This window comes from Marinobacterium zhoushanense, assembly GCF_014641945.1.
Lineage (GTDB): Bacteria > Pseudomonadota > Gammaproteobacteria > Pseudomonadales > Balneatricaceae > Marinobacterium_D > Marinobacterium_D zhoushanense.
In genome coordinates, this window is record NZ_BMIJ01000006.1 from 291855 (window position 1) to 305405 (window position 13551).

Here is a 13551-nt window from a genome sequence, read left to right on the forward strand (position 1 = left end):
ATGCGCCTGTGATACGGGCGCGCAGATGTTTAGGAACAGGATAGAGATACTATGCGCAGCCATTATTGCGGCGATCTTCGAAAAGAGCATATCGGTGAAGACATTGTCCTGGCGGGATGGGTCCATCGCCGCCGTGACCACGGTGGTGTGATCTTTCTTGATGTTCGCGACCGTGAAGGGATCGCTCAGGTGGTGTTCGATCCGGATCGTGAGGAGAGCTTCAAGCTGGCTGACAGCGTCCGTAACGAATACGTTATCGAGATTCACGGCACCGTAAGAGCCCGCCCTGCAGGCACCGAAAACCCGGAGATGCTGACCGGTGCGATCGAGGTGCTGGGTAAGGAGTTGCGGATCCTGAACCGTGCGGAAACGCCGCCGTTCCAGCTCGACGAACATCAGCAGGTGGGTGAGGATGTGCGTCTGCGTCATCGTTACATCGATCTGCGCCGTCCGGAGATCCAGCACAAGCTGCGGTTCCGCTCCAAGGTGACCCATGCCGTGCGCAACTACCTGGAAGAGAACGGTTTTCTCGATATCGAAACGCCGATCCTGACCCGTGCGACACCGGAGGGCGCGCGCGATTATCTGGTGCCGAGCCGCACCCATGAGGGTTGCTTCTTCGCCCTGCCGCAGTCGCCGCAGCTGTTCAAGCAGTTGCTGATGGTGTCCGGTTTCGACCGCTATTATCAGGTCGCCAAGTGTTTCCGTGACGAAGACCTGCGTGCCGATCGTCAGCCTGAATTTACCCAGATCGACATCGAAACCTCCTTCCTCGGTGAGCAGGAGATCATGGCGCTGGCCGAAGGGATGGTAAGCAAGCTGTTCAAGGAGTTGCTGGATATCGAGCTGGGCGAGTTCCCGACCATGCCGTACTCCGAAGCGATGCAGCGCTACGGTTCGGATAAGCCGGACCTGCGTATCCCGCTGGAGCTGGTCGACGTCAACGATCTGGTTGCTGATGTGGACTTCAAGGTGTTTGCCGGCCCCGCCAAGGATCCCAAAGGCCGTGTCGCGGCGCTGAAAGTGCCGGGCGGTGCCGAACTGACGCGCAAGATCATCGATGACTACACCAAGTTCGTCGGCATCTATGGCGCCAAAGGCCTGGCCTGGATCAAGGTCAATGCGCTGGAAAACGGTGCCGAAGGCCTGCAGTCTCCGATCGTCAAGTTCCTCGGTGAAGAGGTGGCGCTGAAGATCATGGAGCGCCTGGGTGCGCAGAACGGCGATATCGTGTTCTTCGGTGCCGACAAGGCCAAGATCGTCAACGAAGCGCTGGGTGCGCTGCGTATCAAGGTTGGCGAGGATATGAACCTGCACGAGAAGAATTGGGCGCCGCTGTGGGTGGTCGACTTCCCGATGTTCGAAGAGTTGGACGATGGCAGCCTGACCGCGTTGCACCACCCGTTCACCGCGCCTAACTGCTCGCCGGAGCAGCTGATCGAACAGCCGGAAGGCAAGCTGTCCCGCGCTTACGATATGGTACTCAACGGCACCGAACTCGGCGGTGGCTCTGTCCGTATCCACGACCAGGGCATGCAGCGTGCGGTATTCAAGGTGCTGGGCATCAGTGATGAGGAAGCGGAAGAGAAGTTCGGCTTCCTGCTCAACGCGCTGAAATACGGTGCGCCGCCGCACGGTGGTCTGGCCTTCGGTCTCGATCGTCTGATCATGCTGATGACCGGCTCAAGCTCCATTCGTGAGGTTATCGCCTTCCCGAAAACGCAGAGCGCCGCCTGTCTGCTCACCGATGCGCCGGGAGAGGTGGGTGCTACGCAACTGCGCGAGCTGAATATCAAGCTGCGCAAGACCCCCTGATCTCAGGGGGATACTGGAAGAGACAAGTATTACCAGAGGCCGCTTGCGGCCTCTTCAGATTTAAGACTGAGGACGTGTTATGGCAGGTCATTCTAAATGGGCCAACATCAAACACCGTAAGGCTGCGCAGGATGCCAAGCGCGGCAAGATCTTCACCAAGCTGATTCGAGAGTTGACCGTCGCGGCGAAAGAGGGTGGCGGTAGTCCGGAGGACAACCCGCGTCTACGCGCGGCAGTCGACAAGGCGCTCGGCGCCAATATGAAACGCGATACCATCGACAAGGCGATTCAACGCGGCGCCGGTGGTGCCGACGGTGAGAACTACGACGAGCTGACCTATGAAGGTTACGGCAGCAACGGCGTGGCGATCCTGGTCGAGTGCCTGACCGATAACGTCAATCGTACGGTGTCTCAGGTGCGTGCCGCATTCAACAAGTTTGGCGGCAACCTGGGCACCAACGGGTCGGTCTCCTACCTGTTCGACAAGAAGGGCCAGCTCAGCTACGAGGACGGGGTCGACGAAGACGCGCTGATGGAAGCCGCACTCGAGGCTGGTGCGGACGATGTGGTGACCAACGATGATGGCTCCATCGATGTTTTCTGCGCCTGGCAGGAATTCATGGATGTGAAGCAGGCGTTGATCGATGCAGGCTTCGAACCGGCATTGGCTGAAGTCGGCATGATTCCGCAGACCTCGGTGGATCTCGACGTGGATTCCGGGCGCAAGGTGATGAAGCTGATCGATGCGCTGGAGGATCTGGATGATTCCCAGAACGTGTATCACAACGCCGACATCCCCGAAGAGGCGATGGAAGACTGATTGGCTATTACGCGGCATACCGTATATCCATCGACATAAGCCGGGGCCTGTGCCCCGGCTTTTTGTTATCATCGCGCTAATTTCGCAAAAGAGCGCAATATGCTGATATTGGGAATAGATCCGGGGTCCAGAATAACCGGATACGGTGTGATAAACGTGAACGGCCCGCGCAATGAATACGTGGCCAGCGGCTGTATCCGTATCTCGGGTGACGTGCTCGCCGAGCGTTTGCAGCAGGTTTACGCCGGTGTCTCGGAGATTATTGAGCGCTACTCTCCTCAGGAGATGGCGATCGAGCAGGTGTTCATGGCGCGCAATGCCGATTCTGCACTCAAACTGGGGCAGGCGCGGGGAGTAGCCGTGGTGGCGGGTGCCAATGCCGGTTTGCCAGTGGCCGAGTATGCCGCACGCAAGGTGAAACAGTCGGTGGTGGGCAACGGCGGCGCAGACAAGACCCAGGTTCAGATTATGGTTGCGCATCTGCTTAAACTGCCAGGCCTGCCGCAGGCGGATGCCGCCGATGCTCTGGCGATCGCACTTTGTCATGCCCACAGTCGCAACCAGCAGATTGCCATGGCGGGAAGTCGCAAAGTGGTGCGGGGGCGTTGGCAGTGAGCTATTTGGAGTTTATCTATATCGCCGATCTGCTCGGGGTCGCCGTCTTTGCCGTGACCGGTGCAATAGCGGCTCCCGGCAAGCGTATCGATATTCTGGGGGTGATTGTACTGGGGATCGTCACCTCACTTGGCGGTGGCACGATTCGTGATATCTCCCTCGACCTTCACCCCTTGGTTTGGGTGGGCGATACAACCTATCTCTGGGTCGCGATCTCGAGTTCCGTTATCGCGTTTTTTGCCTCGCGGCGCATTCAGTCTCCGCGCAGAACGCTGCTGTTTCTCGATGCATTGGGTTTGGCACTATTCAGTATATTGGGTCTGCAAAAGGCCTTGGCAGCGGGAGCGCCGGCTGAAGTGGCCGTGATGATGGCGGTCATTACCGGCGTGGCCGGTGGTATGATCCGTGATCTATTAACCGGGCAAATACCCCTGGTGCTGCAGCGTAACGGTGAGCTTTATGCCACCTGCGCACTGATGGGGGCGCTGGCGTACATTTTCGTATATGGTCGCCTGGGTGAGCCCAGTCCCTGGCTGGATATCAGCGCTATGGCGATTATTTTCATCTCGCGCATGGCTTCGCTCGTGGCCGGGCTGCAACTGCCCGAGTTCATTGTGCGCGGGCATCGTCTCGAATCGCCGGCAGAGGCGCGTAACTTGGAGAATACAGAGCAGTGATAGGGCGTTTGACGGGTGAGGTGCTGGAAAAGCAGCCGCCTCAGTTGCTACTGGATGTGAACGGCGTCGGCTATGAGCTGGAAGCCTCTATGAACACCTTTTACAAGCTTCCCGCCCAGGGTGAACGGGTTACGCTGCACACCCATATGGTGGTGCGCGAGGATGCTCAGTTGCTGTACGCGTTTATCGACTTTCAGGAGCGGGTGCTGTTTCGTGCGTTGATCAAGACCAACGGGGTAGGCCCCAAGCTGGCGCTGGCTATCCTCTCCGGTATCAGCAGCGAAGAGTTTATTCGCTGTGTGCACAATGAAGACAGTGCCACCCTTGTGCGTATTCCGGGTGTCGGCAAAAAGACCGCGGAACGCCTGATCGTGGAGATGAAGGACAAGCTCGACAGGCTCGAGATACCCACCATAACCGAGTTTCGCTTGGGTGCACCCGGCGCTGCGTCGTTGGCGGCATTGCCGGATAACCGTGCGGAGGCTGAAAGCGCGCTGGTGGCGTTGGGTTATAAGCCGGTGCAGGCCACGCGAGCCGTCGAACAGGCCGCGTCCTCGCTTGGTGAAGATGCGGCGGTTGAGGAGTTGATCCGGCAGTCGCTGAAGTCGATGGTCGGTGGCTGAGAAGGGTGCCCAGTGCATGAAGATTGAAGCGGATCGATTTATCAGTCCGGTGGCAGCGCCGGCGGAAGAGGTGCAGGATCGGGCGGTGCGGCCGAAGCTGCTGGCCGACTATCACGGGCAGCCGCGGGTGCGGGAGCAGATGGAGATCTTCATTCATGCCGCTCGCAATCGCGGCGAAGCCCTCGATCATACCCTGATCTTTGGGCCGCCCGGTCTGGGGAAGACAACGCTGGCCAATATTATTGCCAACGAAATGGGCTCGCAGATCAAGACCACGTCTGGCCCTGTGCTGGAGAAGGCCGGTGATGTTGCAGCGCTGCTGACCAATCTTGAGCCCAACGATGTGCTGTTTATCGACGAGATTCATCGCCTGAGTCCCAACGTGGAGGAGGTGCTGTATCCAGCGATGGAGGATTATCAACTCGATATCATGATCGGTGAGGGGCCTGCAGCCCGCTCGATCAAGATCGATCTACCTCCCTTCACGCTGGTAGGGGCAACGACGCGTGCGGGCCTGTTGACTTCACCGCTGCGTGACCGCTTCGGCATCGTGCAGCGTCTCGAGTTCTATAACGTGGAAGACCTGACGCGAATCGTGATGCGCACGGCAGAACTATCCGAGACGCCGATCGAGGAGGCTGGAGCGCTGGAGGTGGCCTGTCGGTCGCGGGGTACGCCTCGAATCGCCAACCGGCTACTGCGCCGCGCCCGCGACTATGCGGAGGTGAGGGGAAAGGGGCATATTACCCGGGAGATCGCGGACCTGGCGCTGAATATGCTCAACGTGGATCAGCGCGGCTTCGATCATATGGATCGGCGTCTGCTGCTGGCGATGATCGAAAAATTCGGTGGTGGCCCCGTAGGGGTCGATAACCTGGCGGCGGCGATCAGCGAGGAGCGCGATACCATCGAGGATGTGTTGGAGCCGTTCCTGATTCAGCAGGGCTTTATCATGCGCACGCCGCGAGGCCGCGTCGTTACCGATCACGCCTACCTGCATTTCGGTATTGAAAAGCCTGAGCGCGGTCAATAGAACGAGTTCTGTTTCAGGCGTTGAACGTAAACTCTGACCAATATCAAGGCGCCATTTAGGGTGCCTGCTAGTATCGGCTTTAAAAGCAGTGTTGGCAGGCACAACCGTGAACCGATCCGATCTTAACAACTTGCGTCGCTCGCTGGATCAACTGCGCTCGGAGCTGGACGCGGACCTCCGGGCTATCCGCCCAGCGGCTGATTGCGGCAACCTGGCACGGGATGCTGCCGATGAGTTGAGCCACCAGATTGAACATGATCTCCAGCGTGTCGATAGTGCCATAGAACGCATCGAGACCGGCCTCTATGGTTATTGTGTCGGCTGTGGCGAGGAGATCGAATTGAATCAGTTGCGAGCTGACCCCGCGACCAGTTTTTGTCTCTCCTGTAACAGTCGAGTTCAGCGCAGAGCCTCCCATCAATAAAGGGCTTGGGCCCTGCTTGTATAAAATTTCCCGCCTGCTATTGTGTGCCTTCATTCACCATACTGGGTCTGTTGATGGCGTTTGATTGGCCGTTGCGCGTCTATATCGAAGACACCGACTTCGGTGGCATCGTCTATTACGTGAACTACCTGAAATTCATGGAGCGAGCCCGGACCGAGATGTTGCGCCAGTATGGCTACTCTCAGCATCGGTTGGCGGCTGATCACTGTTTGTTCGTTGTGCACAGTGTCGATTGCCGTTATCTGAAGCCAGCTCGCCTCGATGATGAACTTATTGTGCGTAGCGCTATCGAACAGGCTGGTGCTGCGAGTCTCGTCTTTAAGCAGAAGATCATCGACCGCCACACGGAGCAGACGCTTTGTGAGGGGCAGGTGCGGGTCGCCTGCGTTAACAGTCAGACTTTCAAGCCAAGACGCTGGCCGCGTGAGCTGGTGATGGCGCTGAACACGCCGGATTGATCGATCGTATTTAGGAGTAGTAAGTGGAAGACAAGCTGTCTATCTGGGGACTGGTGGTCAATGCGAGCTTTGTGGTTCAGCTGGTGATGCTGATGCTGCTGCTGGCCTCATTCCTTTCCTGGGTGATGATTTTCCAACGCCGACAGGTTCTGCGCAGGGCGCAAAGCACGCTGCGTGATTTCGAAGATCGCTTCTGGTCCGGTATCGACCTGAGTCACCTCTATCGTGAGGTGACGACAGCGCCTGATCAGGCTTGCGGCGCAGAGAATATTTTTCGCTCCGGGCTCAAGGAGTTCACACGTTTGACCAAGCAGCCGGGAGTCGATCCCGACGTGGTAATGAACGGTGTGCAACGCAGCATGCGAGTATCATTAATGCGTGAAGAGGAGCGCCTGGAACGCCACTTGCCGTTCTTGGCCACAGTGGGTTCGACCAGTCCCTACATAGGTCTGTTCGGTACCGTATGGGGCATCATGAACGCTTTTCGCGGGCTCGCTAACGTGCACCAGGCGACCCTGGCGTCGGTTGCGCCCGGCATCTCTGAAGCTCTGGTGGCAACGGCCATGGGGCTGTTCGCGGCGATTCCGGCTGTTATCGCCTACAACCGGTTCTCGGCCAAGTCCGAGTGGTTGCTCAACAGCTATGAAACCTTCGCCGATGAGTTTGCCAGCATTCTCTACCGGCGTGTGCACGCGGCCTGAGGCTAGATAGATGACCGGGATCGGGCGCACACGAAAAAAGCGTAAACTCAACGCCGAAATCAATGTCGTTCCCTATATCGACGTCACCATGGTGCTGTTGATCATCTTCATGGTCACGGCGCCGATGCTGACGCAGGGGATAGACGTGGACCTGCCGCAGACCTCCGCGGAGCAAGTCAGTACCGAAGATGATGAGCCGCTTATCGTTTCAGTCGATAGAGATGGTGCCTATTACATCAATGTCGGTGGTGAAGATGAGACCGTTGCTATAACAGCACAAGAGGTCGCGGCGCGTGTTGGCAAGGTAATCAGCGTAAAACCAGACAAGCTGTTGCTGGTTAGAGGCGATAAAAACGTCAACTACGACGCCGTGATCCAGCTCATGGTACTGCTCAAGGATGCCGGTGCCTCCAGTGTCGGGCTGGTAACGGAGTAACGCGGTGGATATTCGCAGTTATGGGCTGCCGACGCTGTTTGCCACGCTGCTGCATGTTGTAGTGCTTGGTGCTCTGCTCAACCACTGGATAGGCGATACGGAGCCTGAGCGGCGTTCGGTGCCGCATATTCAGGCCCGCATGATCGATCTCGAGTCCTTCAGTCAGCAGGTGGCGCCGCCGGCTCCAGCACCCGTGCCCGATAAGCAGGAGCTGGAGCAGAAGGCAGCTCAGCAGAAGGCCGATCAGGAGAAGGCCGATCAGGAGAAGGCGCGGCGCGAGGCAGAGGCCAAGCGGCAGCAGGAGATTCAGAAGAAAAAAGCTGCTGAAGAGGCGCAGAAGCAGAAGCAGGTCGCCGAGCAGAAACGTAAAGCGGAAGCCGAGGTTAAGCGCAAACAGGCGGAACTTGAGGCGAAAAAGAAAGCCGAAGCTCTGGCTAAGCGCAAGGCTGAAGAGGAGGCCAAACGTCAGGCGCAGGCCAAGCGTGACGCTCAGGAGAAGGCGAAAGCGGAAGCGGCAGCCAAGGCCAAGGCTCAGGCTGCGGCAGAAGCGAAAGCCCGTGCCGAAGCCGAAGCGGCTGCTGCCGCGCAGGCGAAAGCGGAGCAGGCGCGCCGGGCTGCGCAACAGGCCGCTCAGCAGCGGGCCGAATCGGTCGTCGGGGATATCCAGGGCTATATCCAGGCATTGATTCAACGTAACTGGCTGGTACCTAAAACGGCCCGTAACGGCATGGAAGCAGTGGTTGCCATCCGTCTGCTGGGTAATGGCGAAGTGGACCAGGCGAGCATTTACAAAAGTAGCGGCGATGCGGCCTTTGATCAGTCTGCGTTGCAGGCGGTATACAGGACAGAGCGTTTTGAGCGGGTGGCGGAAGTGGATCCGATCCTGTTTGAAAGACGCTTGCGGGCAATACACATAGTGTTCAGGCCGGAGGGACTGAGGTGGTAAACATGAGACAGTTACTGACAATGATCTGCCTACTGTTGCTGACAGTGGGTGCGCGGGCCGAGTTGGTGGTCGAGGTTACCCAGGGTGTCGAAGCGCCGACGCCGGTGGCGGTGGTGCCCTTTGGCTGGAACGGAGGTCAGGCACTGCCTGAGGATGTGGCCGAGATCATTGGCCAGGATCTCTCCCGCAGCGGTTTTTTCAAGTCGCTGCCGCGTACCAGCATGCTCAGTTTCCCGACCCGTCAATCCGAAGTGTTCTTTCGTGACTGGCGAGTGACCGGGGCGGATTACCTGTTGGTTGGTCGTATGTTGCCGGGCGAGGGCGGCAGGGTCTCGATCGAATTCGAGCTGCACAACGTGCTCAAGGAGCAGCGTGTGCTCGGGCAGCGTGTCGAGAGCGATCTCACTCATCTGCGTGATGCCGCACACTATATTGCGGATCAGGTGTTCGAGGCGCTGACGGGGCTGAAAGGCGCTTTCTCGACCCGTATCGTCTACGTCACCGCCGAGCAGCTGGGCAATCAAAATGCGCGTTATCGCCTGCAACTGGCGGACTGGGATGGAGCGCGTCCGCGTACGATTCTGGAATCCAGGGAGCCTATCATGTCACCGGCCTGGTCCCGTGATGGGCGTAAGCTGGCCTATGTCTCGTTCGAATCCGGGCGTCCCGCGATCTATGTGCAGTACCTGTCTACCGGCAAACGCGAGCGCATCCAGTCCTTTCCGGGGCTGAACGGTGCTCCAGCCTGGTCGCCGGACGGGAACAGTATGGCACTGGTGCTGTCCAAGGACGGCAACCCTGAAATCTACGTCCTCGATCTGGTCTCGCGACAATTGCAGCGGATTACGCGGCATTACAGCATCGATACAGAACCAACCTGGTCTCCGGATGGCAAGTCGATCATCTTTACCTCTGATCGAGGCGGCCAGCCGCAGATCTACAAACTTGATCTGGGTAATCGTAACCTCGAGCGCCTGACCTACGAAGGGAACTATAACGCACGTGGGCGCTTGACCCAGGATGGTCGTTTCCTGGCGATGGTGCATCGTCCACAGGGCGCGGATTTCACCATAGCGGTACAGGACCTGAAAACCGGTCGCCTCGATATCCTGACCCAGGCGGGTCTGGAGGAGTCTCCCAGTATCGCGCCGAACGGCAGCATCATCATCTATGCCTCTCAGGAAGGCGGGCGCGGTGTGCTGGCGGCGGTATCCCTTGATGGTCAGGTGCGTTTCAGAATGCCCAATCGAGGAGGGGATGTGCGCGAGCCGGCATGGAGCCCCTATTTAAATTAATTAATATGTACAGTGTTTCCGCAAGGAGACGAATTCGTGCGGCAGATGAATGGCACAATCTTTATTATTCGGCGCCTCTTGCAAAGCGCTGAGCCGCAGATTAGCGTAATCACCAATTTGTGTGGTCGTAAACCTTAGCCTTAAAATCAGGAGAGTTAGATGCGAGCGTTGAACGTAATGAAAGCAGCCGCCCTCGGTGCAGCCGTAATCTGGGCGGCCGGTTGTAGCACCACTAGTACGACCACTGATGCAGATGGTGCCGGTATGTCCGGTCAGGGTGGTGCCGGGGCTGATGCCTATGGTGCTCAGGGTTCTGGTGTCAGCGGTACCGATATGGCTGATCTGAATCAGTTGCGTACCGTATTCTATTTCGACTTTGACCAGTCCGTTGTCAAGCAGGATGGTTTCGCTGACCTTGAGGCCCATGCCCGTTACCTGGCAGCCCATCCGTCAGCCTCTATTCGCCTGGAAGGTCACGCCGATGAGCGTGGTACCCGTGAATACAACATCGCCTTGGGCGAGCGTCGTGCTCAGTCCGTAGAGCGTCTGCTGGTTGTCAACGGCGCTACCGCATCTCAGATCGAAACCATCAGTTACGGTGAAGAGAAACCGGCTGTTATGGGTCAGGGTGATGCGTCTTGGTCGCAGAACCGTCGTGTTGAGTTGAAATACGTTTCTCGCTAATGATTGAAAAGATTACTCCGGCGGCTTCGCTGCTGTGCCTGGCGCTTGCGTCAGGCACAGTGGCAGCCGCCACAGTAACCCAGATTCCGGTTACAGAGGTTCAGACGGGAGCGGGGCAGAGCGGCGGATACCCGCCATCGGCGTCGGCCCAGAGCGAGCTTCTGATGTTGGTTCAGCAGCTCCAGGAAGAGGTGCGTCAGCTGCGCGGTGCAGTGGAGACCCAACAGCACAAGCTGGAGCGGATAGAGCGGGAGCAGCGCGATCGTTACCGCGATATGGATCGCCGTATCAGTGCGCTGATTCAGGCCGCCGCCGAAAGCGACCCTCTGTTAGGTTCTACCGCGGAAGCGCCCGCTGCCCAGGCTGGCCAGCAACCGCTTGAGTCGGCGGTGCCGTCCGCGCAAACCGAAGTCTCGGACTCTGGGCCGGCTGCGGCGGCTACATCTGCTTCGGTTACTCAGCAGGGCGATCAAGAAGCCTATCAGCGTGCTTTCCAGCTCGTTCGAGAGCGAAAGTTTGCTGAGTCCCGCGCTGCATTCGAGACATTCATTCAGCAATACCCCGCCAGTCGTAACGCGGCTAACGCCCATTATTGGGTAGGTGAGATCGACTTGGCGCAGCAGTCGCTTGAGTCGGCCAAGGCAGCCTTCAAGCGGGTCATCGATCAGTTCCCCCAGCATGCCAAGGTGCCCGATGCGCTGTATAAGTTGGGCGTGGTGGAGGATCGATTGGGTAATAGCGAAGCCGCGCAGCAGGCTTTCCAGCGCTTGATTCAGCTATATCCGCAGAGTTCCGCTGCTGGGCTTGCTCGCAACTACTCTTCACGTTAATACAGGTTTTTCAATGACAGATCCGCAGAAACGCGCCGTCGTGCTTTTGTCCGGAGGTCTCGATTCGGCAACCGCTTTGGCAATCGCTCTCTCGCGTGGTTACAGTTGCCATGTTTTGAGTTTCGACTACGGTCAGCGTTCGCAGACCGAGCTCAATGCTGCGCGCAATATCGCACAATCCATGGGCGTGGCCGAGCATCGGGTATTAAGACTTAATCTTGAGGACTTTGGTGGCTCCGCGCTGACCGACAAGTCTATCGAGGTGCCCGAAGGCGAAACGGAGGGGATACCGATCACCTACGTTCCTGCGCGCAATACGGTTTTTCTTTCCCTGGCGCTGGGTTGGGCGGAGGTGCTCCATGCCGAGGCGATCTTTATCGGCGTGAATGCCGTTGATTATTCGGGTTATCCCGATTGTCGGCCCGAGTTCATTGCGGCGTTCGAGAAGATGGCCAATCTGGCCACTCGTAACGGCGTCAGTGGCGAGCCGTTTCATATCGAAACCCCGCTTATCGATCTGACCAAGGCCGAGATCATCAAGGCTGGCCTGGAGTTGGGTGTGGACTACAGCAAGACGCTGTCATGCTACCAGGCCGATGATCAGGGCAGGGCCTGCGGTCACTGTGATAGCTGCCGGCTGCGGGCCAGAGGGTTCGCCGATGCCGGTGTCGTGGATCCCACGGTCTATATTCCAGAGTGATTTAGGGGTTGCCTTTCCCGGCGGTCTGCGTAAAATGCGCAGCCCTACGGCGGGTCGTTAGCTCAGTTGGTAGAGCAGTTGGCTTTTAACCAATTGGTCATAGGTTCGAATCCTATACGACCCACCACTTTCCTGCCTTTATACAGGCCGTTCGCCTGTAGCCTGCAGCGGGTCGTTAGCTCAGTTGGTAGAGCAGTTGGCTTTTAACCAATTGGTCATAGGTTCGAATCCTATACGACCCACCAATTTCTCAAAATCCTTCCCTTCAATTTGCTGACGCGAAAACAAGCAGCGCGGTGAATCCTTATAAGACAGGCCTGTCTAATATTTTGTTGTGATATACTTTGCGGCCTTTTTCCACTGCCGCTCGGTTATACCAGTTAAGCGAAGAATGAACCTATGCTGACGAAACCTGAACTTGATGATCGAATCCTCGTCCAGGAGCATTTTGCTCAGGAACATCTGCCTTCTGCCCTGAATCCTGTGCAGGTGGAGGAGTACACGCAGCGCATTCAAGCGCTGCTAAAGGAGAAGGATGCTTGTCTCGTGGCGCACTACTACACCGATCCATTGGTGCAGGAGTTGGCAGAGAAAACGGGTGGCCTGGTAGCAGACTCGCTGGAGATGGCGCGTTTCGGTGCCCGCAGTCCTGCCAGTACTCTGATCGTAGCGGGTGTTCGCTTCATGGGTGAGACGGCCAAGATTCTGAGTCCCGAAAAGCGGATCCTCATGCCGACCCTGGAAGCGACCTGCTCATTGGATCTGGGTTGTCCCATTGACGAATTCTCTGCCTTTTGTGATGCGCATCCCGATCATGAAGTCGTGGTCTATGCCAATACCTCAGCGGCGGTGAAGGCACGGGCGGACTGGGTGGTAACCTCCAGTATCGCCCTGCAGGTGGTCGAGCATCTGGCAGACCAGGGGAAGAAGATAATCTGGGCGCCGGATAAGCATCTGGGAGCTTATGTGCAGAAACAGACCGATGCCGAGATGCTGCTCTGGGACGGTGCGTGTATTGTGCACGAAGAGTTTAAGGCCAAGGGGCTCAAAGAGCTGAAGCAGGTCTACCCCGATGCGGGCATTCTGGTGCACCCGGAATCGCCGGAGTCGGTAATAGAACTGGCTGATGCTGTCGGTTCTACGTCACAGTTGATCAAGGCTGCGCAGGAGCTGCCGCACCCGATGTTTATCGTTGCTACCGATCGTGGCATCTTTTACAAAATGCAGCAGGCAGCACCGAACAAAACCTTCATTGAGGCGCCGACTGGCGGTAGCGGAGCAACCTGTCGAAGCTGCGCGCACTGCCCCTGGATGGCGATGAATGGGCTGGAGAATATCCTGCAGGCGCTGGAGAGCGGGCCGGATGAGATTCTGGTGGAGCCGGGTCTGATCGAACGGGCGCGGATCCCGTTGCAACGGATGCTGGATTTCCAGGCGCGCTGAGTAGTCGCTTCTCGGATTGCCGCCTCCCAA

The 13551-nt window shown here is 57.8% G+C and carries 16 protein-coding genes and 2 tRNA genes; all 18 read left to right on the forward strand.

The genetic code is table 11. From position 1 onward, the window contains the following. Positions 1-51 precede the first annotated feature (51 nt). The 18 genes from aspS to nadA all read left to right on the forward strand — a co-directional run bounded on the left by aspS (position 52) and on the right by nadA (position 13521). On the forward strand, positions 52-1815 hold the full coding sequence (gene aspS / locus IEX40_RS15525; protein WP_188749908.1) for an aspartate--tRNA ligase: 1764 nt from the start codon (positions 52-54) through the stop codon (positions 1813-1815). Positions 1816-1894: 79 nt separating this feature from the next. Then, positions 1895-2635 (forward strand): YebC/PmpR family DNA-binding transcriptional regulator, encoded by a 741-nt coding sequence (locus IEX40_RS15530; RefSeq protein ID WP_188749909.1) that lies wholly within the window; start codon positions 1895-1897, stop codon positions 2633-2635. A gap of 99 nt (positions 2636-2734) precedes the next feature. Next, on the forward strand, positions 2735-3250 hold the full coding sequence (ruvC, locus tag IEX40_RS15535) for a crossover junction endodeoxyribonuclease RuvC (RefSeq protein ID WP_188749911.1): 516 nt from the start codon (positions 2735-2737) through the stop codon (positions 3248-3250). Then, complete coding sequence (locus IEX40_RS15540) at positions 3247-3927, forward strand: trimeric intracellular cation channel family protein (RefSeq protein ID WP_188749913.1); 681 nt, start codon at positions 3247-3249, stop codon at positions 3925-3927. Before ruvC ends, IEX40_RS15540 begins: the two co-directional genes overlap by 4 nt. Then, entirely contained in the window at positions 3924-4550 is a 627-nt protein-coding gene (gene ruvA / locus IEX40_RS15545; protein ID WP_188749915.1) for a Holliday junction branch migration protein RuvA, read from the forward strand. The genes IEX40_RS15540 and ruvA overlap by 4 nt, the downstream gene beginning before the upstream one ends. Positions 4551-4566: 16 nt before the next feature. Further along, positions 4567-5583 (forward strand): Holliday junction branch migration DNA helicase RuvB, encoded by a 1017-nt coding sequence (gene ruvB, locus IEX40_RS15550; protein WP_188749916.1) that lies wholly within the window; start codon positions 4567-4569, stop codon positions 5581-5583. A 106-nt stretch (positions 5584-5689) separates the two neighbouring features. Beyond that, entirely contained in the window at positions 5690-6007 is a 318-nt protein-coding gene (locus IEX40_RS15555; RefSeq protein WP_188749918.1) for a TraR/DksA family transcriptional regulator, read from the forward strand. Between the two features lie 74 nt (positions 6008-6081). Continuing rightward, the gene (gene ybgC, locus IEX40_RS15560; protein WP_188749920.1) at positions 6082-6486 is read left to right on the forward strand and encodes a tol-pal system-associated acyl-CoA thioesterase; all 405 of its coding nucleotides are present in this window, start codon (positions 6082-6084) and stop codon (positions 6484-6486) included. A 23-nt stretch (positions 6487-6509) separates the two neighbouring features. Continuing rightward, positions 6510-7187: a protein TolQ gene (tolQ, locus tag IEX40_RS15565; RefSeq protein ID WP_188749922.1), complete on the forward strand. Its 678-nt coding sequence runs from the start codon at positions 6510-6512 to the stop codon at positions 7185-7187. A 10-nt stretch (positions 7188-7197) separates the two neighbouring features. Further along, on the forward strand, positions 7198-7623 hold the full coding sequence (gene tolR, locus IEX40_RS15570; RefSeq protein ID WP_188749924.1) for a protein TolR: 426 nt from the start codon (positions 7198-7200) through the stop codon (positions 7621-7623). Positions 7624-7627: 4 nt separating this feature from the next. Then, positions 7628-8569: a cell envelope integrity protein TolA gene (tolA, locus tag IEX40_RS15575; protein ID WP_188749926.1), complete on the forward strand. Its 942-nt coding sequence runs from the start codon at positions 7628-7630 to the stop codon at positions 8567-8569. A gap of 2 nt (positions 8570-8571) precedes the next feature. Next, a complete protein-coding gene (tolB, locus tag IEX40_RS15580; RefSeq protein WP_229680790.1) occupies positions 8572-9864 on the forward strand; it encodes a Tol-Pal system beta propeller repeat protein TolB in 1293 nt (430 codons plus the stop codon). 159 nt (positions 9865-10023) lie between these two features. Beyond that, positions 10024-10548, forward strand: a complete 525-nt coding sequence (gene pal, locus IEX40_RS15585; RefSeq protein ID WP_188749928.1) for a peptidoglycan-associated lipoprotein Pal — start codon at positions 10024-10026, stop codon at positions 10546-10548. Further along, on the forward strand, positions 10548-11378 hold the full coding sequence (gene ybgF / locus IEX40_RS15590) for a tol-pal system protein YbgF (RefSeq protein ID WP_229680791.1): 831 nt from the start codon (positions 10548-10550) through the stop codon (positions 11376-11378). The genes pal and ybgF overlap by 1 nt, the downstream gene beginning before the upstream one ends. A gap of 13 nt (positions 11379-11391) precedes the next feature. Beyond that, positions 11392-12078 carry a 7-cyano-7-deazaguanine synthase QueC gene (gene queC, locus IEX40_RS15595; RefSeq protein ID WP_188749932.1) on the forward strand — a complete coding sequence of 229 codons (687 nt, stop codon included), beginning with the start codon at positions 11392-11394 and terminating at the stop codon, positions 12076-12078. 51 nt (positions 12079-12129) lie between these two features. Next, positions 12130-12205 (forward strand) — tRNA-Lys (locus IEX40_RS15600). Between the two features lie 42 nt (positions 12206-12247). Continuing rightward, positions 12248-12323 (forward strand) — tRNA-Lys (locus IEX40_RS15605). 154 nt (positions 12324-12477) lie between these two features. After that, on the forward strand, positions 12478-13521 hold the full coding sequence (nadA, locus tag IEX40_RS15610) for a quinolinate synthase NadA (RefSeq protein ID WP_188749934.1): 1044 nt from the start codon (positions 12478-12480) through the stop codon (positions 13519-13521). Positions 13522-13551: the final 30 nt, after the last annotated feature.

Excerpts from the sequence above, each read along its gene's own strand:
- aspS (WP_188749908.1), top strand. The coding sequence starts at position 52 with ATGCGCAGCCATTATTGCGGCGATCTTCGAAAAGAGCATATCGGTGAA.
- IEX40_RS15530 (WP_188749909.1), top strand. The coding sequence starts at position 1,895 with ATGGCAGGTCATTCTAAATGGGCCAACATCAAACACCGTAAGGCTGCG.
- ruvC (WP_188749911.1), top strand. The coding sequence starts at position 2,735 with ATGCTGATATTGGGAATAGATCCGGGGTCCAGAATAACCGGATACGGT.
- ruvB (WP_188749916.1), top strand. The coding sequence starts at position 4,567 with ATGAAGATTGAAGCGGATCGATTTATCAGTCCGGTGGCAGCGCCGGCG.
- ybgC (WP_188749920.1), top strand. The coding sequence starts at position 6,082 with ATGGCGTTTGATTGGCCGTTGCGCGTCTATATCGAAGACACCGACTTC.
- tolR (WP_188749924.1), top strand. The coding sequence starts at position 7,198 with ATGACCGGGATCGGGCGCACACGAAAAAAGCGTAAACTCAACGCCGAA.
- tolB (WP_229680790.1), top strand. The coding sequence starts at position 8,572 with ATGAGACAGTTACTGACAATGATCTGCCTACTGTTGCTGACAGTGGGT.
- pal (WP_188749928.1), top strand. The coding sequence starts at position 10,024 with ATGCGAGCGTTGAACGTAATGAAAGCAGCCGCCCTCGGTGCAGCCGTA.
- ybgF (WP_229680791.1), top strand. The coding sequence starts at position 10,548 with ATGATTGAAAAGATTACTCCGGCGGCTTCGCTGCTGTGCCTGGCGCTT.
- queC (WP_188749932.1), top strand. The coding sequence starts at position 11,392 with ATGACAGATCCGCAGAAACGCGCCGTCGTGCTTTTGTCCGGAGGTCTC.
- nadA (WP_188749934.1), top strand. The coding sequence starts at position 12,478 with ATGCTGACGAAACCTGAACTTGATGATCGAATCCTCGTCCAGGAGCAT.